The sequence below is a fragment of the Pseudomonas sp. ICMP 8385 genome, assembly GCF_002699915.1.
Classification (GTDB): Bacteria; Pseudomonadota; Gammaproteobacteria; order Pseudomonadales; family Pseudomonadaceae; genus Aquipseudomonas; species Aquipseudomonas gessardii.
In genome coordinates, this window is sequence record NZ_LKBY01000091.1 from 184,828 (window position 1) to 211,418 (window position 26,591).

A 26,591-nucleotide genomic window follows, 5' to 3' on the forward strand; every position below is an offset into this window, starting at 1 on the left:
GGCCCAAAGGGATAATCTTGCCGGGCGCGAATCGCGTTTAGAGGAACGCAACCCCGTCCGGTCCTGCTGGGGCTGGCACGCACTCCAACAGCTCGCGCGGGCTGCAAAGCTGCGCAGTAGCGGGGTTGGATGCCTGTTAGACGACCACAGCGGCCGGGCGTAAGCCTGGCGGAAAGGCCGGAGTATAACAGAGCAATCACTGCGCGCTGCTTTCCTGCTGCTCAACGGTGTCGTCCAGCCGCGGCGAGGGCGCTATTTTCGCATGGATACCGGCATATTTCGCACTCAGGGCTGCGTAGGCCGGCTCTTGCTTGAAGCGCTTGAGTTCGGCAGCAAAACGCTGCACCAGCAGGTCCATGCCCGCGCCACGGCGCACGGCGAGGAATTGCTTCTGGCTGCTGATCACTGGTGACGCCTGTGTGACCTGGTGTTCCAGGCCCAACGCCTTGAGCACATGTTGGCCAACCCGGCGGTCGGTGATCACCAGGTCAATCCGACCACGGGCCAGCTTGCCGAAGTTGGCCTCATGGCTGGGCGCCGGTTCCCGGGTAAACAGGGTGGATTCGCTGAACCCGGCGCTATACAGGTAGCCAGGGGAGGTGCCGATGGTCAGCCCCTTGAGGTCATTCAGGGTCTGGAATGGATGCGGGCGTTCGTTGGCGTAGAACATCACAAACTCAACCTTGGACAGCGGTTCGCTGGGGTAAAGCAGCGCAGCGTCGCGTTCGTGGCTGTGGAAAATATCCAGCGCGCCATCGGCCAGGCCCTGGTCGAGCATGGCCAGGCAACGTTTCCAGGGCAGGAACTGCCATTGCACCTCGATCCCCAGGCGCTGGAACACGATGACGGTGGTCTCGTAGTCGAGCCCGCGCATCTGGCCGTTTTCTTCGTAGACGTAAGGTGCCCAGGGCTCGGTGACAATGCGTAGTTTCTCGCCGTGGGCGGCCAGGCTCAGGCAAGTGAAAAGGACAGCGGTCAACAACTGGAGAATGACGGGCATACCCTGAGGTTACGACTGTCTCAGGGTAAAGAGAAGCTCTGGATCGGGGATCTTCAGGCCGCAAACCTGAACTTTTATTGTGCCGCCGAGCCGGGAAGGAGTCCGGGTCGGCGGTACGGGAGGGCAGCCTCAGCGTGGCAGCTTGAGGTTGTTCCAGATCGCCAGGCTCGGGTCGGCCTGGTTCAGGGTGTAGAAGTGCAGCCCCGGTGCGCCACCTTGCAGCAAGGTCTCGCACATGTCACTGATGACCTGCTCGCCAAAGGCCTGGATGCTCTTGACGTCATCGCCATAGGCTTCCAGCTGCTTGCGTACCCAGCGTGGGATTTCTGCACCGCAGGCGTCAGAGAAGCGCGCCAGCTTGCTGTAGTTGGTGATCGGCATGATGCCCGGCACGATCGGGATATTCACACCCATGGCCTGCACGCGCTCGACAAAGTAGAAGTAGCTGTCGGCGTTGAAGAAGTACTGGGTGATCGCACTGTTGGCGCCGGCATTGGCCTTGCGCACGAAGTTGTTGAGATCGTCCTCAAAGTTGCGTGCCTGCGGGTGCATTTCCGGGTAGGCGGCCACTTCGATATGGAAGTGATCACCGGTTTCCTCACGAATGAAGCTCACCAGGTCATTGGCGTAGCGCAATTCGCCGCTGGCCATGCCCATGCCGGACGGCAGGTCGCCACGCAGGGCAACGATACGCTTGATGCCGGCGGCCTTGTATTGGCTCAGCAGGCCACGCAGGTCGGCCTTGCTGTCGCCCACGCACGACAGGTGCGGCGCGGCGGGCACCTTGGCTTCGCTTTCCAGTTGCAGCACGGTGTTGATCGTGCGATCACGGGTCGAGCCGCCTGCGCCGTAGGTGCAGGAGAAAAAATCGGGGTTGTAGCTGGCCAACTGCTTGGCAGTCGCCATTAGTTTTTCATGCCCAGCATCGGTCTTGGTCGGGAAGAACTCGAAGCTGTAGCGACGGTCTTGGGACATGGTAATACCCTTGGAAACTCAAAAACCTGGAAGGCATACACAATCGATGCGGGTGCCGGGCTTTCTGTGGGAGCTGGCTTGCCTGCGATAGCATCAGCGCGGTATTGCTGGAATACCGTGGTACCTGCATCGCGGGCAAGCCCGGCTCCCACAGAGGAGCCGGCGCCGGCAGGGCCGATCAGTAGCGGTAGGCGTGCGGCTTGAACGGACCTTCAACCGTCACGCCGATGTAGTTGGCCTGGGTCTTGGTCAGTTGCGTCACCACGCCGCCGAAGCCGCGGACCATTTCCAGGGCCACTTCTTCGTCGAGTTTCTTCGGCAGTACTTCCACGGTCAGGCGCTCGGCTTTCTGGGCAGGCGACAGGTCGGCGTATTTTTGGCCGAACAGGAAGATCTGCGCCAGTACCTGGTTGGCGAACGAGCCATCCATGATGCGGCTTGGGTGGCCGGTGGCGTTGCCCAGGTTAACCAGGCGGCCTTCGGCCAGCAGGATCAGGTAGTCGTCGTTCTGCGGATCAAAGCTGCCAGCACCGGTACGGTGAACCTTGTGCACCTGAGGTTTGACTTCTTCCCATGCCCAGTGCTTGCGCATGAAAGCGGTGTCGATTTCGTTGTCGAAGTGACCGATGTTGCACACCACGGCGCGCTTTTTCAGGGCCTTGAGCATGTTGGCATCGCAGACATTGACGTTACCGGTGGTGGTCACGATCAGGTCGATCTTGCCCAGCAGGGCCTTGTCGATGCTGGCTTCGGTGCCGTCGTTCTGGCCGTCGATGAACGGCGAGACCACTTCAAAACCGTCCATGCACGCTTGCATGGCGCAGATCGGGTCGACTTCGGAAACCTTGACGATCATGCCTTCCTGGCGCAGGGACTGGGACGAACCCTTGCCCACGTCACCGTAACCGATCACCAGGGCTTGCTTGCCCGACAGCAGGTGGTCGGTGCCGCGCTTGATCGCATCGTTGAGGCTGTGACGGCAGCCGTACTTGTTGTCGTTCTTGCTCTTGGTCACCGAGTCGTTGACGTTGATGGCCGGGATTTTCAGCTCGCCCTTGGCCAGCATGTCCAGCAGGCGGTGCACGCCGGTGGTGGTTTCTTCGGTCACGCCGTGGACACGGTCGAGGATGGCCGGGTACTTCTTGTGCAGCAGCTCGGTCAGGTCGCCGCCGTCGTCGAGGATCATGTTGGCATCCCAAGGCGCGCCATCTTTCAGGATGGTTTGCTCCAGGCACCACTCGTACTCTTCTTCGGTCTCGCCTTTCCAGGCGAACACCGGGATACCGGCAGCGGCGATGGCGGCAGCGGCCTGGTCCTGGGTCGAGAAGATGTTGCAGGACGACCAGCGCACTTCGGCACCCAGGGCAACCAGGGTCTCGATCAGCACGGCAGTCTGGATGGTCATGTGGATACAGCCGAGGATCTTCGCGCCCTTGAGCGGCTGCTCGGCGGCGTACTTGCGGCGCAGACCCATCAGGGCAGGCATTTCGGATTCGGCGATAAAGGTTTCGCGACGGCCCCAGGCAGCGAGGGACATATCGGCGACTTTGTAGTCGGTAAAACCTGCAGGCGTGATTACAGCGCTCATGAAGAGCCTCCATTCGTAGTGTGCGAATGGGCGCCGTTGTGCGTTTAGTATCCAGCCAGGACAACCCGGCGGGGCAACGCCCCATCCGAGCCTGACAGGCCAGGGCCTGCTGCAGCGCCCCTCGGACAGGTGGCGGGAGAACGGTATCGATCACCGATGACCGTTTGAAGCGGTGGCGATTATAGCTGCCTGCGCCTGACTTCCCAAGCCTTTCTGTCGGGCTCATGAAGATCGCTCATGGCGCTGATAGGTAATGGCTCGTAGAGCTTGGGCCGGCGCTCTGCCATGATGTCGGCCATCATTCGGCAAGACGCTTTGGAGTGAACATGAACTTCCACACCCGCAAATGGGTAAAACCCGAAGACCTCAACCCCAACGGCACCCTGTTCGGTGGCAGCCTGCTGCGCTGGATCGACGAAGAGGCCGCGATCTACGCCATCGTTCAACTGGGCAACCAGCGGGTGGTGACCAAGTACATCTCCGAGATCAACTTTGTCAGCGCTTCGCGCCAGGGCGACATCATCGAACTGGGCATCACCGCCACCGAGTTTGGCCGCACCTCCATCACCCTGACCTGTGAAGTGCGCAACAAGATCACGCGCAAGAGCATCCTGACTGTGGAAAAAATGGTCTTCGTCAACCTCGGCGAAGACGGCCTGCCGGCCCCCCATGGTCGTACCGAGATCAAGTACGTCAAAGACCAGTTCAAGGACGACAGCGAGTAACCTTCCTTGTCAGTAAGTGGCCATTGAACGCTGGTGATGGCTGGTAGGTCGTACCTGAACATCGTCACCCAACGTTCAGGTACGCCCATGGCCACGCAAGAAGACGGCAAGACTCCCAACCTGTCGCAGGCAGAGCAGCAGGATGTGGACAAGAACCAGCCACCCCGGGCGGCGGTGTTGCATGAAATCATCCGCACCCAGGGCGACCAGGAGCTGGAGCGCAGCGTCGCGGCGCTATGGTGGTCGGCGCTGGCCGCCGGCCTGACCATGGGCCTGTCATTGATGGCCATGGGGTTGCTCAATTCCCGTCTGCCCGACGGCGAAGCCTTCAAGGTGATCGCCAGCTTTGGCTACTGCGCGGGCTTTCTCGCGGTGATCCTCGCACGCCAGCAACTGTTCACCGAAAACACCCTGACCGCCGTGCTGCCGGTGATGAGCAAGCCGACCCTGGGCAATGCCGGGCGCCTGGTGCGGCTGTGGACGGTGGTGCTGGTGGGCAACCTGTGCGGCACGTTGCTGGTGGCCTATGTGATGTTGCACCTGCCGATCTTCGACACCAGGACCGACCAGGCCTTCCTCGAAATCGGGCGTAAGATCATGGAAAACGACACGGGCCAGATGTTCGCCAAGGGCATCGTTTCCGGCTGGATGATCGCCACCATGGTGTGGATGATCCCGTCCATGGAAAGCGCCAAGATGTGGATCATTATCCTGATCACCTACCTGATGGCGCTGGGCGACTTTACCCACATCGTCGTCGGTTCGGCAGAGGTGTCCTACCTGGTATTTGCCGGCGAACTGCCGTGGAAGGACTTCTGGCTGGTGTTTGCCGGGCCGACCCTGGCCGGCAATATCATCGGCGGCAGTTTTATCTTCGCGCTGATCAGCCATGCGCAGATTCGCAGCGAATGCAGCCTGCCGGGCAAAAAGGCGGCGGCCCCCAGGCATCCGCAGCGGACCGACAAGGATCAGTGAGGCCAGGGTGCGCCAGCGCGGTATTTGGTATATGTATGTGCTGACACATCACGAATCACTTACAGGAGGTTCCATTGCTTGCGACAGTCCTGGTACTGATAGCCGCACTGTTGCATGCGACGTGGAACACCTTGATCAAATTCAGCGGCGAACGCCTGTTGGTGATCGCCTGCATGGACAGCGTTGCGCTGCTGTTTGTGCTATTGGCGGTAGGGTTTGTGACGCTGCCGCCCCTGGAAATCTGGCCGTGGATCATCGCGTCGGCCCTGTTCGAGTTGCTCTACCGTTACCTGCTGATCCAGGCCTACCGCGTCGGCGACCTGGGCTTGGTGTATCCACTGATGCGTGGTTTGTCGCCGCTGGTGGTGCTGGCGTTGACCCTGGTGTTTGCCGGGGAAGTCCTCAGTACCCAGCAGATTGTCGGCATCCTGCTGATCCCGTTCGGCATGTTGTGCCTGTTGTGGCAAGGCGGTGGCGGGGATCGGTTGCCCTGGTCGATGTTACCGGTGGTGGCGCTGATCGGCCTGTGCATTGGCTGCTATACCTTCCTTGATGGGCAGGCGCTGCGACGCTGGTCGCACCCGTTGGACTACCTGGTCTGGCTGACCCTGATTAGCGCCTGGCCCTTTCCCTTGCTGGCCATGGTGCGCAAGCGCGCGGCGTTCAGCCTGTTCTGGCGCACCCAGTGGCGGTTGGGGTTGAGCGTGGGATTGTGCGTGTTGTTGAGCTACGCTCTGGTACTTTGGGCCATGCAGTTGGGCTCGATTGCCGAGGCCGCCGCGCTGCGGGAAGTCAGCGTGATCCTGGTGGTGTTGTTCGGTATGCGTTACCTGAAAGAACCTTTCGGCCGCTCCCGGCTCTTAGCCTGTGGGTTGGTGCTGATCGGCATGTTCGTGATGAAACTCTAACCAGCCGATAAAACCAAAAAAGGAATGAGTGATGACTGTCGCTTTCTGGTGTGTGTTGATCGCAATTTTTCTGCCTTACCTGTATACCGGCGTGGCCAAGTTCAGTGGTGGCAAGTTCGGCCCCCGGCAGAACCATGACCCCCGGGCCTTCCTCGAAACCCTCGAAGGCTTCGCTAAGCGCGCCCATAGTGCACAGCTCAACAGCTTTGAAGTGACCCCGGCGTTTGCCGCTGCGGTGATCATTGCCCACCTGGCCGGCAACGCGGAACTGGTGACCATCAACGTACTGGCGGTGCTGTTTATCACCAGCCGCCTGCTGTACATCATCTGCTACCTGGCGGACTGGGCGATCTTGCGTTCGCTGGTGTGGTTCGTGGGCATGGCGTTGATTGCGAGCTTCTTCTTCGTCTCGATGTAAAGCCCACCGTAGATCCCGTGTGGGAGCGGGCTTGCTCGCGATAGCGGAGTATCAGCGACAGATTGGTTGGCTGACCCACCGCAATCGCGGGCAAGCCCGCTCCCACACAGGCCCGCTCCTACATTTGCATCTTAGCTTCCTGTCGGGGCGTCCGGCACTTTAGGCAGTGCCGCGCCCTTGGGCCACAGCATCCAGATCTGGCCTTGCTGCTTCATATTCCCGGCCAATTCACCCGCTGCATCACCCGTGCCCCAGAACAAGTCCGCACGCACCTCACCGACAATCGCCCCCCCTGTATCCTGGGCCGCTACCGGTCGTACGATCGGCGCGCCATCGGGACGGGTCGTCGACAACCACAACAGGCTGCCCAGTGGGATGACCTTGCGGTCCACGGCCACGCTGTAACCGGCGGTCAGCGGCACGTTCAGCGAGCCGCGTGGGCCTTCATTGCTGTCGGGGCGGGTGCTGAAGAAGACGTAGCTTGGGTTGCTCGCCAACAGTTCCGGGATCCGTTCAGGATGGGCCTTGGCCCAGGCACTGATCGCGCCCATGCTCACTTCGTCTTTCTTCAGCTCGTCTTGCTCCACCAGCCAGCGGCCGATAGGGCGATAAGGGAAGCCGTTCTGGTCGGCATAGCCCACGCGCAGTTGGCGCCCGTTCGCCAGTTGGATACGGCCCGAACCCTGGATCTGCAGGAATTGCAGGTCCATCGGCTGGGTCAGCCAGGCGATGGGCTTGGCACTGGAGCCTTGCTGGTTGATGGTGCCCGCATCGTCATAGGGCTTGAGCACCCGGCCTTCCAGGCGCCCGCGCAGGCGTTTGCCCTTGAGTTCGGGGTAGATGCTTTCCAGGTTGACGATGATCAGGTCGTCCGGCACGCCAAACACGGGCACATGGGCGGTCTTGGTCTCGGTGAGGCTGCCCGGGTAGACCGGTTCGTAGTAGCCGGTGATCAGGCCATTGGGGGTATTGTCCGCCGAGCGCAAGCCATACACGTCCAGCTGTTGCTTGAGGAAGCCACGGATATCGCTGGCGTTGCCCGGCACATTGGCGGCTGCAGCGCAGGTGGTGCCCCATACCGGGTCGTTTTTCAGGCGTTGGCAGGCACTGCGCCAGGACTCGAAGCCGGCTAGCAGGTCGTTGTCCGAGACCGTCGGCAGGGCTTCCCAGGTGGCGCTGACATAGGTCGCTACGGCGTGGGGTTTTTCCGGCTCGGGCTTGGGGGCCGGAGCATTGCCGCCGTCGCATCCGGCCAGCAGCGCGATCATCGGCAGAGCCCAGGCCAGCCGGCGGCTCCAGGGGTTGAACAGGTTATTCATGCAAGTAATTCCCAAGGCGATTGCCCACGCACGTTACCGCGCAAGCATCCATATTATTAATAGGGCTATTGGCCTTTACGGGTGGGGCGAGGATACTGGCCGCCGTTTCCCGTGACCCTGAGCCACCATGACTTTTAAAAAACTGACTGTTGTATTGCTGGCCTGCCTGACGCTGACCGCCTGCGGTGGCGTGGACCCGAACTCGCCGCTGGGCCAGCGCAAGGCCATTTTCAAGCAGATGCTCAAGACCGGCGAAGACCTGGGTGGCATGCTGCGTGGTCGCATCCCGTTCGACGGGGCGAAATTTGCCGAGGGTGCGGTCAAGCTCGACGCCCTGTCCCATGAGCCGTGGCAGCACTTTCCAACGGTGCGCGAAGAAGACCACACCAGCGCCAAGGACGACGTATGGCAGAAACAGGCCCAGTTCCAGGAACTGGCGCGCAACCTTGAGGCGGCCACCGGTGAATTGGTGATCGCCAGCCAGGTGCAGCCTTACAAGGCCAGTAACCTGGGGCCGGCCGTGCAGAAAGTCGAAGATGCCTGCAGCGCCTGTCATAAGCAGTTTCGCGACCATTGAGGTTCGGTCTTATGGGTCTTACTTGTCCAGATCGTCGAGGGCTTGCTGCAGTTCTTTGCGCGATTCGGCGAGCTTGTCCTTACGCTTGTTGATCTTCTCGGAGTCGCCCTTTTTCATGGCTTTATCGAGGTCGGCCTGACGGCGGCTGACTTCGTGCTTGGCATCCAGCACCTTGTTCTCGCGTTCCTTTTTCAGGGCGGCGTCGGTGCAGTGCTCGGTGACTTCGCTCAAGGCTTTTTCCAGGCCGGCTTGTTGCTCGCTGTTGCCGTGGGCCTTGGCTTGTTCGATCTGCTGGCTGATGGCCTGGCGCTTGGCGGCGCAACCGGTCAGTTGCGCGGCTGTCTCGGTCGCCAGCAATGGCGTGGCCAGGAAACTGGTGAGGGTCAGCAGGGCAAGCGGTGCAAGAAACTTCATAAAAACTCCAAAATCAACAAGATCGTTGTCAGGTGGGCAGGGTGATTTCTGCTGGCACCGGTTAATGTCGCGGGGCGGGACTAAAAGCCGTCTATCCCGGCCGCCCGCAGTGTTTCGCTCATGGCCACCACCTGGGGGTCGCGAAAAAAAGCGCTCAACTGCGCCGCTCGCCCCGGGCCGATTCCCGCCTCGGCCTGCCATGCTTGCGTGTCTCGGGCGGCCAGGGCGTGCCAGCCGCCGGCCAGGTTGTTGCGCGCAGTGGGTGGAACGCCCAGCGCCGTCAACCACTGGGCGAACGGCCGCTGGCGCGCACTGCGCAGGCTCGCAAGCAGGCGTGCACTGCTGCGCTCGCCGAATCCGTCAATGGTAGCAAGCTCTGTCTCATCAAGGTTCAACCAATCCACCAAACCGTTGATTTGCCCGGCCTGGATCAAGTTGCTCCAGGTCTCGCGGCCAATGTGTGGCAGATCCAGGCCCTGCTTGCCACTGAGCCAGGTCAGCCGGGCCAGCAGTTGCTCCTCGCAGGCCGGGGCCAGCCGCCAGCAGCTCAGGTGATGGAAATCGCTGGCTAGCGGTACCGCGACATCGACCCGTGGATAACTGCGCAGGATGACCTGGTCGAGCCGTGGGATCACCTGGCCGGCAAGGCTGATGGACACCTGGTCGCCGGGGCGGATATCCAGGGCTTGCCAGCGTTTCAGCGAGCCGATGCTGACGCGTTTGATCTGGCGATCGTCGAGCAGCACCGGGTCCAGTTCCAGGATCGGTGTGATACGGCCGGTGCGGCCGATCTTGAACCGCACCTGGCGAACATGGGCCAGGGCTTTGATGACCGGGTATTTCCAGGCGACGGCCCAGTACGGCGCACTGGCTTGCCAGCGACTGGCCGGGGCACGTTGGCTTTGGTGCAGCACCACGCCATCCGTGGCGAAGGGCAATGGATGCCCAAGCCAGAAAGCGCGCCAGTAACGCGCCTGTTCAAAGGTGCCGATAGGCTGGCTGTAGCGCTGGCTGTCGACAAAGCCCCAGTGAGCGAGGCTGTCCAATTGCTGCCTGATGTCCGCCGGCCCTTGTGGCCAGGCCCAGACGAACAGACCGATACCGGCGGCGTCGGCATCACTCAGTTGTTGGCGGTTCATCAGCCCGGAGATTTTGCTGCGGGCATTCAGGCCGCCCGTTTCCCCTTGGATATGGGCCTCCAGGCGCCAGTACAACTCGCCTTGCAAGAGCAAGTCGATGGCCTCGGGCAGTTGTTGCACAATGCCAGGGATCTTGCGGGCCGAGGCGGTCCAGTCCTGGCCGAACAGGCCATCGCCGCGGCTGATGACCTGGGCCAGGCGCCCCGCGCGATAGACCAGGGTCACGGCCACGCCATCGACCTTGGGTTGTATCCACAGGTCGCTGCGGGCCTGGATCCAGTCTGCCACGGCGCGGTCATTGACCCGCTTCTCAAGACCCGTGTGCGGGACTGGATGGGCGACGCTGCCCCGTGCGCTGGACAGGGGATTGTCGGCCGCTGACGGCGCCTGGGCAAAACAGCCCCGCCATTGCTCCAGGCGCCAGCGGGCCTGGTCGTAGAGTTCGTCGCTGATCAGGGATTGGCCGAGGCGATGGTAGCTGTCGTCCCACAGGCTGATTTGCCGTTGCAGGGCGGTGATTTCGTCCCGGGCCTTGTCGGCTGGCCAGTCCGGGCAGCCCTGCGCCCAAGGGGCGAGGGGAAAGAGCATCAACAGCAGGTAGGTCAGCAGGCGTGGCGTCATCATGAGCATCCTTGCTCTGAAGGGGCGCCCAGCCTAAAACAAGCAAACGCCCATAAAAAAGCCCCGCAGGCGCGAGGCTTTTTACTGGGTGTTTCTGCTTACTTGAACAGACCGCCCAGGGCTTTCACGGTGTCATTGCTGTCAGCCTTGGCTTGCTGCTTTTGCGAGGCTTCGTCGAGCTTGCCCTGGGACTCGCCGACTTTTTTGCAACCTTTGTTTACCTGGTCCAGTGCAGCCTGCATGGCTTTCACTTTCAGGTCTTCGCCATTGGCTTTGGCCGCATCGACCTTGGCTTGCAGTTCCTGGCTCTGTTTTTCGCAGTTGCCGGTAGCACCGCCCAGTTGGGAGGTCAGGGCGCCAGTCAGGCCGCTCAGGTCAGCAGCTTGCGCGGACAGGGTGAACAGGCTGAGCAGCAGGGCGGCAGGGGCGAGCGTGGAAATACGCATGAAAAACCTCAATGTTCGATTGCCTGCGCACTTGGCTGTCCCGAGCAGGCGCAATGCAATATCCAGGTGGGGTGAATGCTCGGGAGGGCGCGGATTTTAGTGGGCCATCATTTGGCCTGCAAGGGTTGGATCCAATAAATGTGAACTATTTGCCAAGCCCGCCAGCGCGAGCCAATCGGGCCGGCAAAAAAGTGCAACAAAAAGCCCCGCCGGGAAAACCCGGCAGGGCCTTGGGTGTTGCATACAGCGATTACAGGCCGGCGGCGGTACGCAGGTCGTCGGCGCGGTCGGTTTTTTCCCAGGTGAACGTGGTGAAGGTGTCGTCGCCGACGGTCTTCTGTTCAGGGGTACGACCGAAGTGGCCGTAGGCCGCGGTTTCCTGGTACATCGGGTGCAGCAGGTCGAGCATGGTGGTGATTGCGTACGGACGCAGGTCGAAGATCTCACGCACCAGCTTGACGATCTTGTCATCGCTGATCTTGCCGGTACCGAAGGTGTTCAGCGAGATCGATGTAGGCTGGGCCACACCAATGGCGTAGGACACCTGGATCTCGCAACGCTCGGCCAGGCCGGCCGCGACGATGTTCTTGGCCACATAGCGACCGGCGTAGGCGGCCGAACGGTCAACCTTGGATGGATCCTTGCCGGAGAACGCGCCACCGCCGTGACGGGCCATGCCGCCGTAGCTGTCGACGATGATCTTGCGCCCGGTCAGGCCGCAGTCGCCCACCGGGCCACCAATGATGAACTGGCCGGTCGGGTTGATGTGGAACTGGGTGTCCTTGGTCAGCAGCTCGGCAGGCAGCACGTGCTTGACGATCAGCTCCATCACGCCTTCGCGCAGGTCTTTGTAGGAGACTTCCGGGTTGTGCTGGGTCGACAGCACCACGGCGTCGATCCCCACCACTTTGCCGCCTTCGTAACGGCAGGTGACCTGGGACTTGGCATCCGGGCGCAGCCAAGGCAGCAGGCCGGATTTGCGGGCCTCGGCCTGGCGCTTGACCAACTGGTGCGAGAAGGTGATCGGCGCCGGCATCAGCACGTCGGTTTCGTTGCTGGCGTAGCCGAACATCAGGCCCTGGTCGCCGGCGCCCTGGTCTTCCGGCTTGGCGCGGTCGACCCCCTGGTTGATGTCGGGCGACTGCTTGCCGATGATGTTCATCACGCCGCAGGTCGCGCCGTCGAAGCCGACGTCGGAGCTGGTGTAGCCGATGTCGGTGATCACGTCACGGACGATCTGCTCCAGGTCGACCCAGGCCGACGTGGTGACTTCACCGGCGATGATCGCTACGCCCGTTTTCACCAGCGTCTCGCACGCCACGCGGGCGAACTTGTCTTCAGCAATGATGGCGTCCAGCACCGCATCAGAAATCTGGTCGGCGATTTTGTCCGGATGCCCTTCAGACACGGACTCGGAGGTGAAAAGGGAATATTCGCTCATCTCGATGTTTTCCTGATATTTACCGATGGTGAGTGTCGCCAGTTGGCCGCTGAAAGTGGCGGACCTGAATCTGGAAACCATTACGTAAGCCTACATACAGGCTTTCCCCGGGAACGAGTCCCGCAGCAGTGGCCCAACGGGCCAGATCGTCCTGTTCAAACCCCAACCAGAGATCACCGCAGGCCTCCCTGGCCCAACTCTGGTTGTGGCTGCATAAATCGGTTACCAAAAGACTGCCGCCCGGTTGCAGCAAACCGGCCATTTGTTTGAGGGCGTCGGCCGGAGCGGCGAAATGGTGCAAGACCATGTTCAACACCACGCAATCGGCTTGTAGCCCTACATCATCCAAGGCATCGGCCAGCCGCAGGCTGACGTTGCCCAAGTGCTCGCGCTCGCACAGCTGGCGCGCCAGCTCCAGCATGGCCGGGCTGTTGTCCAGCGCCGTCACCTGGTGGAAGCGGCGTGCCAGGTCCGGTAGGAACCCGCCGTCGCCCGGGCCGACTTCCAGCGCCGTGGCGCCTTGGTCGAAGCCCAGTTTGTCGAGCAGCGCCAGCACGCTTTCGCGGTATTGGGGCAGCCCGGCAATCAGGTCCTGCTGGGCGCGGAACTTGTCCGCCACCCGTGAGAAAAAATCCTGGCTGGCCGCGGCGCGTTGCCCGTGGACCTGAGCGATCCGCGACTGCACGTCAGCCGGCAGGGCCAGGTTGTCTACTTCTTCCAGCAAGGCTGCGTGCAGCTTGCCCCCCAGCAAATCGGTGTGGGGCAGGGCGCGACGGTAAAAAATCGCATTGCCTTCACGGCGGGTGGCCACCAGGTCGGCCTGGGCCAGCACTTTCAAGTGGTGGCTCATGCCGGACTGGCCAATGGCAAAGATCCGCGCCAGTTCCAGCACGCCAAACGAATCGTTGGCCAGGGCGCGCAGTACATTCAGGCGCAGCGGATCGCCGCCGGCCTTGCACAGGGCGGCCAGCTCATCACAATCGTCGGGGCGAATGGAAGGCGCAGGTAAGTTCATAAGGCCAGCAGTCTAGTGATGAGGTCAAATCCTCGCAAGGCCAATATCAAAAAGTTTTGATATTGGTCGATAATCGGTGGTTATAAGCAGGCGCTATAACCTTTAGACGAACGGCGGGAAGTGTTCTGGCCGCCAATGCAGTCCAAACCACAGGAAAAACCTACATAAGTCGGTATCTGTCATTGCCCCGAAGGCGTTGGCTGAGGGAAAATGCCGGTCCTTTTTTCCGTTTCTTTTATTCAACCCTCAGGAGAACAGCGATGCCCAGCCGTCGTGAGCGTGCCAACGCCATTCGTGCCCTCAGCATGGATGCCGTGCAAAAAGCCAACAGCGGCCATCCCGGTGCCCCGATGGGCATGGCGGATATCGCCGAGGTACTTTGGCGTGACTACCTGAAACACAACCCGAGCAACCCATCGTTCGCCGACCGCGACCGCTTCGTGCTGTCCAACGGCCATGGCTCGATGTTGATCTATTCGTTGCTGCACCTGACCGGCTACGACCTGTCCATCGACGATCTCAAGCAGTTCCGCCAACTGCACAGCCGCACCCCGGGCCACCCGGAATTCGGCTACACCCCAGGCGTGGAGACCACCACCGGTCCCCTGGGCCAGGGTCTGGCCAATGCCGTGGGCTTTGCCCTGGCGGAAAAAGTCCTGGCGGCGCAGTTCAACCGTCCCGGCCACAACGTTGTCGATCACCACACCTACGTGTTCCTGGGTGATGGCTGCATGATGGAAGGCATTTCCCACGAAGTCAGCTCCCTGGCCGGCACCCTGGGCCTGGGCAAGCTGATTGCTTTCTACGATGACAACGGTATCTCCATCGACGGCGAAGTCGAAGGCTGGTTCACCGACGATACGCCCAAGCGTTTCGAGGCCTATAACTGGCAGGTGATCCGCAATGTCGACGGCCACGATCCAGAAGAGATCAAGACTGCTATTGAAACGGCGCGTAAAAGCGAGCAGCCGACCCTGATCTGCTGCAAGACCACCATCGGCTTCGGTTCGCCGAACAAGCAAGGCAAGGAAGACTGCCACGGCGCCCCGTTGGGTGACGCGGAAATCGCCCTGACCCGCGAAGCACTGAAGTGGAACCATGGCCCGTTTGAAATCCCGGCGGATATCTACGCCGAGTGGGACGCCAAGGAAGCCGGCCGCGCCGCTGAAGCCGAGTGGGACCAGCGTTTTGAAGCCTACGCCGCCCAATTCCCGGCATTGGCCAATGAGCTGATGAGCCGCCTCAATGGCGACCTGCCGCTGGACTTCTCGGCCAAGGCTGACGAGTACATCGCCGAAGTGGCCGCCAAAGGCGAAACCATTGCCAGCCGCAAAGCCAGCCAGAATGCGCTGAATGCCTACGGCCCACTGCTGCCTGAGCTGTTCGGTGGTTCGGCTGACCTGGCCGGTTCCAACCTGACCCTGTGGAAAGGTTGCAAAGGTGTCTCGGCTGAAGACGCCAGCGGCAACTACATGTACTACGGCGTGCGCGAGTTCGGCATGAGTGCCATCATGAACGGCGTTGCCCTGCACGGCGGCCTGGTGCCTTACGGCGCGACCTTCCTGATGTTCATGGAATACGCACGCAATGCCGTGCGCATGGCCGCGCTGATGAAGAAGCGCGTGATCCACGTGTACACCCACGACTCCATCGGCCTGGGCGAAGACGGCCCGACGCACCAGCCAGTCGAGCAACTGACCAGCCTGCGCACCACGCCGAACCTGGATTGCTGGCGCCCAGCGGACGCGGTCGAATCGGCCGTGGCCTGGAAACACGCGATCGAGCGCAAGGATGGCCCATCGGCGCTGATCTTCTCGCGCCAGAACCTGCAACACCAGGTGCGTACCGACGCGCAGATCGCCGCGATCAGCCGTGGTGGCTACGTGCTCAAGGATTGCATCGGCGAGCCGGAGCTGATCCTGATCTCCACCGGTTCCGAAGTGGGCCTGACCGTCCAGGCCTACGACAAGCTGACCGCCCAAGGCCGTAACGTGCGCGTTGTGTCCATGCCGTGCACTAGCGTGTTTGAAGCCCAGGACGCGGACTACAAGCAATCGGTCCTGCCGTTGCAGGTCAGTGCGCGTATCGCCATCGAAGCGGCTCACGCCGACTACTGGTACAAGTACGTGGGCCTGGAAGGCCGCGTGATCGGCATGACCACCTACGGTGAGTCGGCGCCAGCGCCAGCGTTGTTCGAAGAGTTCGGTTTCACCCTGGAAAACATCCTGGGTCAGGCTGAAGAGCTGCTGGAAGACTAAGTCAGTCTACGTTGTCTGTACTGGCGCCATCGCGGGCAAGCCCGCTCCCACATTTGGATCGCGGTCTAATGTGGGAGCGGGCTTGCCCGCGATAGCGATGGAACATTCAACACTGAACGAACATTGATCGAGAACCCCATGCCTGAACCCCGTCCCTACAAAGTTGCACTCAACGGCTACGGCCGGATTGGTCGTTGCGTCTTGCGTGCGCTGTTCGAGCGAGGGGCGGCGGCCGGGTTTGAAATCGTCGCCATCAACGATCTGGCCGACATGGCCAGCATCGAATACCTGACACGCTTCGACTCCACCCACGGCCGGTTCCCCGGCGAAGTGCGGATCGACGGCGATTGTCTGCATATCAATGGCAACTGCGTGAAGGTTTTGCGCAGTGCCACGCCCGAGGGCATCGACTGGGCGGCGCTGGGCGTCGACCTGGTGCTGGAATGCTCCGGTGCCTACCACACCCGTGCCGATGGCCAGCGCTTCCTCGACGCCGGTGCGCCGCGCGTGCTGTTTTCCCAGCCGATGGCCAGCGAGGCGGATGTGGATGCCACTATCGTCTATGGCGTCAACCAGGACTGCCTGACCGGTGACGAGTTGCTGGTGTCCAACGCCTCCTGCACCACCAACTGCGGCGTGCCGTTGTTGCGCCTGCTGGACCAGGCGATTGGCCTGGAGTATGTGTCGATCACCACCATTCACTCGGCGATGAACGACCAGCCGGTGATCGATGCCTACCACCATGAAGACCTGCGCCGCACCCGCTCGGCGTTCCAGTCGGTGATCCCGGTGTCCACCGGCCTGGCCCGTGGTATCGAACGCCTGCTGCCGGAGCTTGCCGGGCGAATCCAGGCCAAAGCCGTGCGTGTGCCGACGGTGAACGTGTCGTGCCTGGATATCACCATGCAGACCGTCAGCGACACCGACGCCGGCGAGGTCAACCGGATCCTGCGCGACGCCGCCACCAGCGGCCCGCTCAAGGGTTTGCTGGCCTACACCGAGTTGCCGCACGCCAGTTGTGATTTCAACCACGACCCGCATTCGGCCATTGTGGATGCCAGCCAGACCCGTGTTTCCGGGCCAAGGCTGGTGAATATCCTGGCCTGGTTCGATAACGAATGGGGCTTTGCCAACCGCATGCTGGATGTGGCGGAACATTATCTGCACATCGCCTCTAAACAACCTCAACAGTAATTCAGGAACTGCGACCCATGACCGTGTTGAAGATGACCGACCTCGATCTGCAAGGTAAGCGCGTACTGATCCGCGAAGACCTCAACGTCCCAGTCAAGGACGGTGTAGTCACCAGCGATGCGCGAATCCTGGCCTCGCTGCCGACCATCAAGCTGGCCCTGGAAAAAGGCGCGGCCGTGATGGTCTGCTCCCACCTGGGTCGTCCGACCGAAGGTGAGTTCTCCGCCGAAAACAGCCTCAAGCCTGTAGCCGATTACCTAAGCAAGGCCCTGGGCCGCGAAGTGCCGCTGGTGGCTGACTACCTGGGCGGCGTCGACGTCAAGGCCGGCGACATCGTGCTGTTTGAAAACGTGCGCTTCAACAAGGGTGAGAAAAAGAACAGCGACGAACTGGCCCAGCAATATGCGGCGCTGTGCGACGTGTTCGTGATGGATGCCTTCGGCACCGCGCACCGCGCCGAGGGTTCGACCCATGGCGTGGCCAAGTTCGCCAAGGTGGCCGCTGCGGGCCCGTTGCTGGCTGCCGAGCTGGATGCCCTGGGCAAGGCCCTGGGTGCACCGGCCCAGCCAATGGCCGCCATCGTGGCCGGCTCCAAGGTGTCGACCAAGCTGGACGTGCTCAACAGCCTGAGCCAGATCTGCAACCAACTGATCGTTGGCGGCGGTATTGCCAACACCTTCCTGGCCGCTGCTGGCCACCCGGTAGGCAAGTCCCTGTACGAGCCGGACCTGCTGGACACTGCCCGGGCCATCGCGGCCAAGGTCAGCGTGCCGCTGCCGGTGGACGTGGTAGTGGCCAAGGAGTTTGCCGAAAGCGCCGAAGCCACCGTCAAGCTGATCGCCGACGTGGCGGCTGACGACATGATCCTGGATATCGGCCCGCAAACTGCAGCCAACTTCGCCGAACTGCTGAAAGCCTCCCGCACTATCCTGTGGAACGGCCCGGTCGGCGTGTTCGAGTTCGACCAGTTCGGCAACGGCACCCAAGTGCTGGCCAAGGCGATTGCCGAAAGCTCGGCATTCTCCATTGCCGGTGGTGGCGACACCCTGGCGGCCATCGATAAATATGGCGTTGCTGAGCAGATCTCCTACATTTCTACCGGTGGCGGCGCGTTCCTTGAGTTTGTCGAAGGCAAGGTGCTACCAGCCGTTGAAGTGCTGGAAAGTCGAGCCAAGGGCTGAGCCCCTCGGTCTGGAAAAGGAGCGTTCCCATGATCAAGCCATTCGCGCTGGTGATTGCCGCGGGCCTGTTGGCCGGCTGCGGCAGCGCGCCCAAGGCGTCGCCAGAGGCACCAGGGGCTGCGCCGCACACGGGCTGCTACCAGGCCGACTGGCAGGCTGAGACCATGCCGGTGATCAGCAAGCGCATAGGGCCTGACAGGCTGGAGAAATACGACTCCCCGCCCAAAGGTAAGGAACAGGGTTGCCCTTGATGGGTCTGACTCACTAACCGACAGCAATGGCGGCCCCAGGCCGCCGTTCGAGGATTGGCAATGAAAGGCGTTATCGCCCTGGCAGCACTGGCTCTATTGGCCGGTTGTGCCAACCTGAACATGTTCAACAAGGCACAGCCGCAGCAAGACACCTGGACCACCTGGGTCTGTGACAGCCAGGCCCAGGTGAACTGGCGGTTTGTCGGCAGCGACCGCAAGCAGGTGGATGTGCGCCTTGGCGGCTCCGACCAGGTGTATCGCCTCAAGCAAGACGTGGCGGCCTCCGGCGCGCTGTACAGCAATGAGCAGCTGGCGTTTCACACAAAAGGTGAGGAAGGCCTGGTTTACTGGGTTGCCACCGATGATTTGATCGGCCGGGGTTGCAAGGCCCAGTAATACAGAGCACATGGGATCCGGTTCCAATTCGACAAAGATTGCGAACCGCACCCTGCAATAACGATTCAGCAGGCCAAGGCTCAACCCCTTGATCTGCAATAACTTGAATAGCAGCCGCCGCTACGGCAGGCTTGCACGATTAACGACCCTCGACCGGGAGAGACAACACAATGGCACTTATCAGCATGCGTCAAATGCTGGACCACGCAGCCGAATTCGGCTACGGCGTCCCAGCCTTTAACGTCAACAACCTTGAGCAGATGCGCGCCATCATGGAAGCCGCTGACAAGACTGACTCCCCAGTGATCGTCCAGGCTTCGGCCGGTGCGCGTAAATACGCCGGCGCCCCGTTCCTGCGTCACCTGATCCTCGCCGCGATCGAAGAATTCCCACACATCCCGGTGTGCATGCACCAGGACCACGGCACCAGCCCTGACGTGTGCCAGCGCTCGATCCAACTGGGCTTCAGCTCGGTGATGATGGACGGCTCCCTGGGCGAAGACGGCAAGACCCCGACCGACTACGACTACAACGTGCGTGTTACCCAACAAACCGTCGCCCTGGCTCACGCCTGCGGTGTTTCGGTAGAAGGCGAGCTGGGCTGCCTGGGTTCCCTGGAAACCGGCATGGCCGGTGAAGAAGACGGCATCGGCGCCGAAGGCGTGCTGGATCACAGCCAGATGCTGACCGACCCGGAAGAAGCCGCTGACTTCGTCAAGCGCACCCAGGTCGACGCCCTGGCCATCGCCATCGGCACCAGCCACGGCGCCTACAAGTTCACCAAGCCGCCTACCGGCGACGTACTGGCCATCGACCGGATCAAGGAAATCCACAAACGCATCCCCAACACCCACCTGGTGATGCACGGTTCTTCCTCGGTACCGCAAGAGTGGCTGGCGATCATCAACCAGTACGGCGGCGACATCAAAGAAACCTACGGCGTCCCGGTTGAAGAAATCGTCGAAGGCATCAAGCACGGCGTGCGCAAGGTCAACATCGACACCGACCTGCGCCTGGCCTCCACTGGTGCGATGCGTCGCCTGATGGCCACCAACCCGAGCGAGTTCGACCCGCGTAAATTCTTCGGCGCCACCGTAACGGCCATGCGTGATGTGTGTATCGCACGTTACGAAGCGTTCGGCACTGCTGGTAATGCGTCGAAGATCAAGCCGGTGTCGTTGGAAGCGATGTATCAGCGGTATTTGAAAGGTGAGTTGAACGCCAAGGTTAACTAAGCCTGAAGCGTTAACTGAAAAAACCCGCAGAGATGCGGGTTTTTTTATATCTGAAAGTTTTACTTTGGGTCGATGAATGTTTTTGAACAGGGTTCATAAATAGGGCTATTTGGATATGGCGAAAATCGGACGTTAATTTTTCACTTTTCCTCTATGCATGAAACGTCTACGGAAGTCATGCCATAGATTCTTTTGGCTGTATCTGCTATGTCTTTTTTTACTTTTTCAGCTGCCTCACTCGCCGAGGAGGCTGTGACAGTTTGAGTTGGGTTTTGAGGTAGTGAAATATAGCAGATGTATGTTGTCTCCTTTGCATAGCTTAATAGTGGCAAGGTAAGTGTGCATGCAAAGAGAGCAGCGGTGGTTAGTGTTTTTCTAAAGTCAAGTGGCTTCGTAAGAGTGAAGTTTTTCATGATTTTTACTCCGTTAGATAAGTGTGCGATCTTAGAGATAAGGGTGTTATATGGGCTCGTGTAAAGAGTAGAGCCTCAATGAGCGTGGGGCACCTGTCATAATTCACAGTTTTTAATATTTTTTTTGCGATAGTTGTTGTAAACAAAAGTTTTGTTATTTGTGAGGGGGGGTAAGCGGGGCGGATCGATTCAGCCCTCTAACCCTAAGATCAAGCGGGTTTCGCTGGAAGCGATGTATCAGCGGTACTTGAAGGGTGAGTTGAACGCCAAGGTTGATTAAACCTGAAGCGTTAACTGAAAAAGCCCGCAGCGATGCGGGCTTTTTTGTGGCGATGTTTGAGCAAACTTCCTTCGGTTGCTTTTGTAGTGTTCAGAGGGGTATCTCAGATTATTAATCTTGGTCTATCGGACGTCTACATAATAGTAAGGCGTGTATCGACTGATGGTTATATCGTAGATCGTCAAATCTTGTCGTGTTCCTGAAGGGATACCTGCAAATGTTCCAGCAAAACTGCCATCGTAACTTGAGGTCATTTGCCCATAGAGATATCCGGTGTTGGCTTGCTGTAAGTTTAGAACAGTATTTGGTGCGGCGCCTGTGCCGCCGACGGTAATGGTCCCGGTTGAAGTGCTTTGTGCATAGTTGATTGAAATGGCCATTTCATATTCCTTTATTAGAGAAAGTTGATGGGCGAATCAGATAACTCCCGGTTTCAGCTTCACCCTTCCTGGGTGGTGCGAGGAAAATGATAGGGGCGGTGATTGTTACTTTCATCTGTAAGAAATGACAGTTTTTTAGAATTTTTTGGAATGACTGTTATTTAGAAATGTAAGTTGTGTAAGGGTGGTAAATTTGAAGGGCTTTTTAAAGTGAGTAATAAGGCTAACTAAACCTCAGGTGTTAATAAAAAAACCGCAGAGATGCGGTTTTTTTGTGGCTGGGCTTTGAAAATACATTCATGTGTGGGCTTGCCCGCGATAGCGGCGGGTCAGTCACTAAAAATGCTGACTGATACACCGCCATCGCGGCGATGCGGCGACCCGACAAGCCCGCTTTCACATTTGGAGGGTGTTCGGCTTATTTATCGACCAGTATTTTGGGGTTTGAATTCCCCCAAACCGTATACAGGTCCGCCAACAACGCCCCATTAATATCCTCTACCTCCGCCTGGGTCGTCTGCACATTGCCCTGCTTGCCAAACAACACCACCTCATCGCCGCTCTTCACGGTCGGCACGTCGGTCACATCCACCATCAGGGTGTTCATCGACACTTTGCCCACCACCGGCACGCGATGCCCATTGATCAGCACGATGCCTTTATTGGTGAATGCCCGGCGATAGCCGTCGGAATAGCCCACGGTGACGTTGGCCAGTTTCGAGTCCCGCGCCAGGGTGTAGGTGCGGTCGTAGCCGACGGTGTTGCCCTTGGGGTAGCTGTTGACCGAGGCCACGTGGGATTTGAACTGCATCACCCGTTTGTATTCGGTAAACGACGGCACGGTGTCGCCGAACAGCAGGCCGCCGGGGCGCACCATGTCCAGGCGCGACTCGGGCACTTCCAGGGTGGCGAAGGAGTTGGCGGCGTGCAGGGTGATTTTGCTGCGGTCCAGTTGGGCGACGTTGATCAGCCAGTTGGCCTGTTCGTTGAAGGCCTTGAGGCCGGTGCGCACGTCGGCGGCGTCTTCGACGGCGAAGTGGGTCATGATCGCCTTCACCTCCAGGTTGGGCACCTGGGTGATGGCGACGGCGTCGCGGCGGCCTTGGGCGGTGGTCATTTCCACGCCATTGCGGCTCATGCCGCTGGAGTTCAGGCCCAGGTGCACCACCAGCGGGCGGCCATGATGCTCGGCGATCAGGCTGGCGCGCACGGCGAAATCGAGGTTGCCCACCAGTTCTTCGACGTTGTACGGCAGGGCGGCTTCCAGCTCGCTCAGGGCGGCGGTGCGTACGCGGATCAGTTGGCCCTTGAAGCCGCTTTCGCGTACCACGCGGGCCTCTTCATTGCTGGCCACGCCCACGCAGGGCACGCCGAGCTTGATCACCGAGGGCATCAGCAGGCCAATGCCGTGGCCGTAGGCGTCGGCCTTGAGTACCGCGCAGATTTTCGACTTGTCGGCGAGGCTGGTTTGCAGGGTACGGATGTTGTGTTCAAACGCGGCTTTGCTGATCTCAACCCAGGCGTTGCTGTCCTGGATAGTGACCTGGGCTACCCCGTCGGTCATCGACAGCGGCGGGGCAGCGAAGGCCGGGTTTTGCAGCAGAACCATGCCCATGGACAGGGCGAGTAGGGTGCGAGTGAAGGGCATTGTGAGTCTCCATGACTTTCTTATAGGGAAGCATTGCGCGTGCGCGGCGCCATACTCGAATTGTCCTACAAAAAAGTCGAGACCCTGGGTCGCAGTTTTGTCCTAAAGCGTCGTGAGAAGGATCAGACTGTCAGTTGTGATCGATATCCAGCTTGGCAAACGTCACCTTGCCGCCTTCCTGGCTATCGCCACTGTTGTCTTGCACATACACCCCGGCCTTGAAGTACAGCGGCTTTTTGCCCCAGGCCGCGCCGAGGCGTTCGTTCCATTGCCCGCTGGCGGCCTCGATGCTCAGCAGCCCGGCCTTGTTCAGGTGGATGACGTAGGTAAAGTTGCGCTCCAGGGGCACATTCTCGGCCACGATAATCACCCGGCCCTTGCTGTCATCCGGGCGCATGCGCACTTTGGCGACGATGTTGCCGGTCCGGGTTTTTTCCTTGTACTGGTATTCGACTTTGACCAGCGGTTTCTGGCTGTCATAGGCGTGAATCTGGCCGATCACGATCTTGCCCGAAGAGGGCACCTGGTTGATGGCCAGGGTGGCACGCAGGTAGTTGTCGGCTTCGGGGTAGGTCCAGTTGCGCAGTCGGCCGTCGGCATAGGTTTCTCGCAGTTCGCTGCGCGGGTAGATGGCGTTTTCGGTACGGGTGCCGGTGACGGGAGACCAGAATTGCACGCTGCTGCCTTCGGCCTGGAAGTATTTGCCATTGAAACCACTGAGCAGTTTGGGCGTGTCGATGGTGGCGGGTGGGGTGCCGACAGGGATGCTCAGGTTCCAGGTGGACAGATCAATCATTGAGTGCGCCTTTGCTGTACGTAAAGAGGGGGTCAAAAGGCTTTGGCCCAAGGGTTGCCGCGTTCTTTATAAGCGGCTGGTCACTGTTTGTTAATGACTTTATGGCGATTTATTGGCGCCAATAGTCTGTCAAAAAGCCATCTTTCCCGTAATCCGTGGGCTGTAGGTGCTGACCGTTAGTCGGTTGTGTGGTCTTTGGCGCAATGATGGCACTGTCGCGCCTTCTGCTTTATGGGATCCAGGGCTAGAGTGACTCCACATAGAATGTCCGGTTTTGTCACAAAAATGACCGGAATGAATCCTCAAGGAAGAGAGTCCGCATGGAAGGTGCTCCAACCCCAGCCGAAGGCTGTTCAGTGCTCCTGGTGGTCGATGACTACCCGGAAAACCTGATCAGCATGCGTGCGCTCCTGCAGCGCGACGACTGGCAGGTGGTGACGGCGGCCTCTGGCGAGGAAGCCCTGGGGCTGTTGCTCGAACGTGACGTCGACCTGGTGCTGCTGGATGTGCGGATGCCGGGCATGGACGGCTTTGAAGTGGCGCGCTTGATGCGCGGCAGCCAGCGTACCCGCATGACCCCGATCATCTTCCTGAGTGCCAATGAGCAATCGCCTGCCGCGGTGCTGGAAGGCTATGCCAGCGGCGCCATCGACTACCTGTTCAAGCCCTTCGACCCGCATATCCTCAAGCCCAAGGTCCAGGCCTTGCTGGAGCATCAGCGCAACCGGCGGGCCTTGCAGCGTTTGAGTCATGACCTGGAACTGGCCCGGGCCTTCAATGCCTCGGTGCTCGACAACGCCGCCGAGGGCATCCTGGTGGTGGGCGAAGACGGGGTGATCAGCTATGCCAACCCGGCCATTTCGCGCTTGCTCAATGCCACGGTGGGCGAGTTGCAAGGCCAGGCGCTCCTGGGCTTCCTGCAAAAGCCCCATATGCCTGACTGGTTCGGCTGCGAGCTGTACGCCGCTTACCGCCGCGGCGAAACCTGGCGCCTGCATGACGCGATCCTGCGCACCGCGCCCGGCCAGCAGCTGCCGGTGGCGATGTCCTGTGCGCCGCTGCCCCGGGAGCAGAAGGCCATGGTGGTGACCGTGCAGGACATGTCGCAAGTGCGGCACCTGCATCAACAACTCGAATCCCAGGCCGTCACCGACCCGCTCACCGGCCTGCTCAACCGGCGGGGGTTCTACCAGGCCGTAGAAACGAGCCTGTTGCGCCACGAGCGCAGCGAGCAGGCCACGGTGCTGCTGTACATGGACCTGGACGGCTTCAAGCGGGTCAACGATTGCGTGGGGCACGACGCCGGCGACCGGGTGTTGCGCTGGGTCTCGGAGCAATTGGAGCTGTGCCTGCGCAGTTGTGACATTCTTGGCCGCCTTGGGGGGGATGAGTTCGTCGCGTTGCTGGAACTGCAATACCCGGAACAGGCCGCCAAGCTCGCCGAGCAGTTGATCGAGCGGGTGTCGATCTGCCAGCAAGTGGATGGCCTGGAGGTGATGCTGGGGGTCAGTATCGGCATTGCCACCTTCCCCGATTGTGGTCGCGATCTTACGGGCCTGCTACGCGCCGCCGATATCGCCATGTACGAAGCCAAGCGGGCGGGGCGTCAGCAATATCGCTATTACGATCAGGAAATGAACGGCCGCGCCCGCTCGCGCCTGCTGCTTGAAAGCAGTGTGCGCGAGGCCATCGACAACAAGCAGGTGACGTTGGTGTACCAGCCCCAGGTGTCCCTGGTGGATGGGCACCTGCGCGGGGTCGAGGCCTTGTTGCGCTGGCAGCACCCGAGTGTTGGCGATGTGCCGCCTGGGTTGTTCCTGCCCTTGCTGGAAGAGACGCGCCTGATCAGCCAACTCAGCAGTTGGATCTACCACCAGGTGGCACTGGCGCGACAGGCCTGGGCACCGGTCATGCACGACGACTGGGTGCTGAGCGTGAGCCTGAGCAGCAGCCAGTTCAATATGCCCAACCTGGCGACCCAACTGCAGCAGGCACTGGAGCGACATGGGCTGCAGGGGCGGCAACTGGAAGTGGCAATCGGCGAAGAAAGCCTGATGCACAATATTGAAGAGTCCACCAAGCAGCTCAAGCAGCTACGGCGCCTGGGCGTTCGGATTGCCCTGGATGACTTTGGCTCGGGCCACTGCTCCCTGGCGCACCTGCGTGACCTGGAGTTCGACACACTCAAGCTCGACCCGGGCCTGGTCGCCCGCGTGCTTGGCTCGCCCCGGGAGGCGGCGCTGGCCCGCAGCATTATCGAGCTGTGCGGGCACTTCGGTTTGCTGGTGATTGCCGAAGGGGTAGAAACCCTTGAGCAATGCCACTGGCTGCAGGCCAATGGCTGCCAATTCATCCAGGGGCCGCTGGTGGCCCTGTCCCTGACCGCCGAGGACATTGCCCACTGGCCACAGTCGTTTGCCCTGCGCGCAGGCCCCTGCTGAATTCGCTACACTGGCGGCCTCACGCCCCTGCCGTTTGAACCCATGACTGCGCTGAAATACCTCCAGGCCTATCCCGCCGCCCTGCAAGAGCAAGTGCGCCAATTGATCGCCAAGGATCAGCTGGGCGACTACCTGCACCAGCGTTACCCCGAGCGCCATGGGGTGCAGAGTGACAAGGCGTTGTACAGCTACGCCCTGGCCTTGAAGCAGGAGCACCTGCGCAATGCGCCGGCCATCGACAAAGTGCTGTTCGACAACCGCCTGGACCTGACCCACCGCGCCCTGGGCCTGCACACCACGATCTCGCGGGTACAGGGTGGCAATCTCAAGGCCAAGAAAGAGATCCGCATCGCGGCGTTGTTCAAGGACGCGGCGCCGCAGTTCCTGAAGATGATCGTCGTCCACGAACTGGCGCACTTCAAGGAATCGGACCACAACAAAGCGTTTTATAAACTCTGCGAATACATGATGCCCGGCTACCATCAGGTGGAGTTCGACCTGCGGGTGTACCTGACCTACCGCGACTTGCAGGGTGCGGCGCGGGATTGAACCAAGAG

Annotated in this window: 26 protein-coding genes, 1 pseudogene and 1 riboswitch; of the genes and pseudogenes, 14 read left to right on the plus strand and 13 right to left on the minus strand. The window is 60.5% G+C overall.

Annotated features, from left to right (window positions below; translation table 11 throughout):
* Nucleotides 1-196 precede the first annotated feature (196 nt).
* The 3 genes from AO268_RS10570 to ahcY all read right to left on the minus strand — a co-directional run bounded on the left by AO268_RS10570 (nucleotide 197) and on the right by ahcY (nucleotide 3,563).
* Nucleotides 197-1,000, minus strand: coding sequence for a substrate-binding periplasmic protein (locus AO268_RS10570; protein ID WP_099168639.1), 804 nt, complete (start codon nucleotides 998-1,000; stop codon nucleotides 197-199).
* 129 nt (nucleotides 1,001-1,129) lie between these two features.
* Nucleotides 1,130-1,975, minus strand: a complete 846-nt coding sequence (gene metF, locus AO268_RS10575) for a methylenetetrahydrofolate reductase [NAD(P)H] (protein ID WP_076963195.1) — start codon at nucleotides 1,973-1,975, stop codon at nucleotides 1,130-1,132.
* A gap of 178 nt (nucleotides 1,976-2,153) precedes the next feature.
* The gene (gene ahcY, locus AO268_RS10585; protein ID WP_099168640.1) at nucleotides 2,154-3,563 is read right to left on the minus strand and encodes an adenosylhomocysteinase; all 1,410 of its coding nucleotides are present in this window, start codon (nucleotides 3,561-3,563) and stop codon (nucleotides 2,154-2,156) included.
* 21 nt (nucleotides 3,564-3,584) lie between these two features.
* Nucleotides 3,585-3,692, minus strand: a riboswitch (S-adenosyl-L-homocysteine riboswitch).
* A gap of 197 nt (nucleotides 3,693-3,889) precedes the next feature.
* Between ahcY and AO268_RS10590 the strand changes: the two genes are divergently transcribed.
* From AO268_RS10590 to AO268_RS10605, 4 genes are all read left to right on the plus strand, one after another.
* On the plus strand, nucleotides 3,890-4,288 hold the full coding sequence (locus tag AO268_RS10590) for an acyl-CoA thioesterase (RefSeq protein WP_076963198.1): 399 nt from the start codon (nucleotides 3,890-3,892) through the stop codon (nucleotides 4,286-4,288).
* Nucleotides 4,289-4,375: 87 nt separating this feature from the next.
* Nucleotides 4,376-5,263, plus strand: a complete 888-nt coding sequence (locus AO268_RS10595) for a formate/nitrite transporter family protein (protein WP_076963199.1) — start codon at nucleotides 4,376-4,378, stop codon at nucleotides 5,261-5,263.
* Nucleotides 5,264-5,337: 74 nt separating this feature from the next.
* Nucleotides 5,338-6,171, plus strand: a complete 834-nt coding sequence (locus tag AO268_RS10600) for an EamA family transporter (protein WP_076963200.1) — start codon at nucleotides 5,338-5,340, stop codon at nucleotides 6,169-6,171.
* 31 nt (nucleotides 6,172-6,202) lie between these two features.
* Nucleotides 6,203-6,589 (plus strand): MAPEG family protein, encoded by a 387-nt coding sequence (locus AO268_RS10605; protein ID WP_099168641.1) that lies wholly within the window; start codon nucleotides 6,203-6,205, stop codon nucleotides 6,587-6,589.
* Nucleotides 6,590-6,720: 131 nt separating this feature from the next.
* Here the strand turns inward: AO268_RS10605 and mltA are convergent, their stop codons facing one another.
* Nucleotides 6,721-7,908 (minus strand): murein transglycosylase A, encoded by a 1,188-nt coding sequence (gene mltA / locus AO268_RS10610; protein WP_099168642.1) that lies wholly within the window; start codon nucleotides 7,906-7,908, stop codon nucleotides 6,721-6,723.
* Nucleotides 7,909-8,035: 127 nt separating this feature from the next.
* Between mltA and AO268_RS10615 the strand changes: the two genes are divergently transcribed.
* Nucleotides 8,036-8,485, plus strand: coding sequence for a c-type cytochrome (locus AO268_RS10615; RefSeq protein ID WP_076963203.1), 450 nt, complete (start codon nucleotides 8,036-8,038; stop codon nucleotides 8,483-8,485).
* A gap of 18 nt (nucleotides 8,486-8,503) precedes the next feature.
* On the opposite strand, the gene AO268_RS10620 is transcribed toward AO268_RS10615, so the two are convergent.
* The 5 genes from AO268_RS10620 to AO268_RS10640 form a co-directional block, all read right to left on the minus strand.
* Entirely contained in the window at nucleotides 8,504-8,899 is a 396-nt protein-coding gene (locus AO268_RS10620) for a DUF1090 domain-containing protein (RefSeq protein ID WP_076963204.1), read from the minus strand.
* An 80-nt stretch (nucleotides 8,900-8,979) separates the two neighbouring features.
* The gene (gene ligB, locus AO268_RS10625) at nucleotides 8,980-10,659 is read right to left on the minus strand and encodes an NAD-dependent DNA ligase LigB (RefSeq protein WP_373562125.1); all 1,680 of its coding nucleotides are present in this window, start codon (nucleotides 10,657-10,659) and stop codon (nucleotides 8,980-8,982) included.
* A 98-nt stretch (nucleotides 10,660-10,757) separates the two neighbouring features.
* Nucleotides 10,758-11,105 carry a DUF1090 family protein gene (locus tag AO268_RS10630; protein ID WP_076963206.1) on the minus strand — a complete coding sequence of 116 codons (348 nt, stop codon included), beginning with the start codon at nucleotides 11,103-11,105 and terminating at the stop codon, nucleotides 10,758-10,760.
* Nucleotides 11,106-11,355: 250 nt separating this feature from the next.
* Nucleotides 11,356-12,546, minus strand: a complete 1,191-nt coding sequence (gene metK / locus AO268_RS10635) for a methionine adenosyltransferase (protein ID WP_029297363.1) — start codon at nucleotides 12,544-12,546, stop codon at nucleotides 11,356-11,358.
* Between the two features lie 19 nt (nucleotides 12,547-12,565).
* Complete coding sequence (locus AO268_RS10640; RefSeq protein ID WP_099168644.1) at nucleotides 12,566-13,561, minus strand: ArsR/SmtB family transcription factor; 996 nt, start codon at nucleotides 13,559-13,561, stop codon at nucleotides 12,566-12,568.
* A gap of 260 nt (nucleotides 13,562-13,821) precedes the next feature.
* On the opposite strand from AO268_RS10640, the gene tkt reads away from it, so the two are divergent.
* The 6 genes from tkt (at nucleotide 13,822) to fba (ending at nucleotide 20,076) form a co-directional block, all read left to right on the plus strand.
* Nucleotides 13,822-15,819 carry a transketolase gene (gene tkt / locus AO268_RS10645; protein WP_099168645.1) on the plus strand — a complete coding sequence of 666 codons (1,998 nt, stop codon included), beginning with the start codon at nucleotides 13,822-13,824 and terminating at the stop codon, nucleotides 15,817-15,819.
* A gap of 138 nt (nucleotides 15,820-15,957) precedes the next feature.
* Nucleotides 15,958-17,013, plus strand: coding sequence for an erythrose-4-phosphate dehydrogenase (gene epd / locus AO268_RS10655; RefSeq protein WP_099168646.1), 1,056 nt, complete (start codon nucleotides 15,958-15,960; stop codon nucleotides 17,011-17,013).
* A gap of 17 nt (nucleotides 17,014-17,030) precedes the next feature.
* Nucleotides 17,031-18,194 (plus strand): phosphoglycerate kinase, encoded by a 1,164-nt coding sequence (locus AO268_RS10660; RefSeq protein WP_099168647.1) that lies wholly within the window; start codon nucleotides 17,031-17,033, stop codon nucleotides 18,192-18,194.
* Nucleotides 18,195-18,223: 29 nt separating this feature from the next.
* On the plus strand, nucleotides 18,224-18,445 hold the full coding sequence (locus tag AO268_RS10665; RefSeq protein ID WP_076963211.1) for a hypothetical protein: 222 nt from the start codon (nucleotides 18,224-18,226) through the stop codon (nucleotides 18,443-18,445).
* A 60-nt stretch (nucleotides 18,446-18,505) separates the two neighbouring features.
* Nucleotides 18,506-18,841 (plus strand): MliC family protein, encoded by a 336-nt coding sequence (locus AO268_RS10670; protein WP_076963212.1) that lies wholly within the window; start codon nucleotides 18,506-18,508, stop codon nucleotides 18,839-18,841.
* A 170-nt stretch (nucleotides 18,842-19,011) separates the two neighbouring features.
* Nucleotides 19,012-20,076, plus strand: coding sequence for a class II fructose-bisphosphate aldolase (gene fba / locus AO268_RS10675; protein ID WP_029297347.1), 1,065 nt, complete (start codon nucleotides 19,012-19,014; stop codon nucleotides 20,074-20,076).
* Nucleotides 20,077-20,216: 140 nt separating this feature from the next.
* Here fba and AO268_RS32360 read toward each other — a convergent pair whose 3' ends face one another.
* A complete protein-coding gene (locus AO268_RS32360; protein WP_130898224.1) occupies nucleotides 20,217-20,489 on the minus strand; it encodes a hypothetical protein in 273 nt (90 codons plus the stop codon).
* Nucleotides 20,490-20,694: 205 nt separating this feature from the next.
* Here AO268_RS32360 and AO268_RS33725 point away from each other — a divergent pair.
* Nucleotides 20,695-20,769: pseudogene (locus AO268_RS33725) on the plus strand (class II fructose-bisphosphate aldolase); the annotation flags it as partial.
* 122 nt (nucleotides 20,770-20,891) lie between these two features.
* Here AO268_RS33725 and AO268_RS32365 read toward each other — a convergent pair.
* The 3 genes from AO268_RS32365 to AO268_RS10690 all read right to left on the minus strand — a co-directional run bounded on the left by AO268_RS32365 (nucleotide 20,892) and on the right by AO268_RS10690 (nucleotide 23,593).
* Nucleotides 20,892-21,149, minus strand: coding sequence for a hypothetical protein (locus tag AO268_RS32365; RefSeq protein WP_130898223.1), 258 nt, complete (start codon nucleotides 21,147-21,149; stop codon nucleotides 20,892-20,894).
* A gap of 418 nt (nucleotides 21,150-21,567) precedes the next feature.
* Nucleotides 21,568-22,797 carry an alanine racemase gene (alr, locus tag AO268_RS10685; protein WP_099168648.1) on the minus strand — a complete coding sequence of 410 codons (1,230 nt, stop codon included), beginning with the start codon at nucleotides 22,795-22,797 and terminating at the stop codon, nucleotides 21,568-21,570.
* Between the two features lie 130 nt (nucleotides 22,798-22,927).
* Complete coding sequence (locus AO268_RS10690; RefSeq protein WP_099168649.1) at nucleotides 22,928-23,593, minus strand: polysaccharide lyase family 7 protein; 666 nt, start codon at nucleotides 23,591-23,593, stop codon at nucleotides 22,928-22,930.
* A 320-nt stretch (nucleotides 23,594-23,913) separates the two neighbouring features.
* On the opposite strand from AO268_RS10690, the gene AO268_RS10695 reads away from it, so the two are divergent.
* Together AO268_RS10695 and AO268_RS10700 are read left to right on the plus strand one after the other, a co-directional pair.
* Nucleotides 23,914-26,034 carry a putative bifunctional diguanylate cyclase/phosphodiesterase gene (locus tag AO268_RS10695; protein ID WP_076965319.1) on the plus strand — a complete coding sequence of 707 codons (2,121 nt, stop codon included), beginning with the start codon at nucleotides 23,914-23,916 and terminating at the stop codon, nucleotides 26,032-26,034.
* 42 nt (nucleotides 26,035-26,076) lie between these two features.
* Entirely contained in the window at nucleotides 26,077-26,583 is a 507-nt protein-coding gene (locus AO268_RS10700; RefSeq protein ID WP_099168650.1) for a M48 metallopeptidase family protein, read from the plus strand.
* Nucleotides 26,584-26,591: the final 8 nt, after the last annotated feature.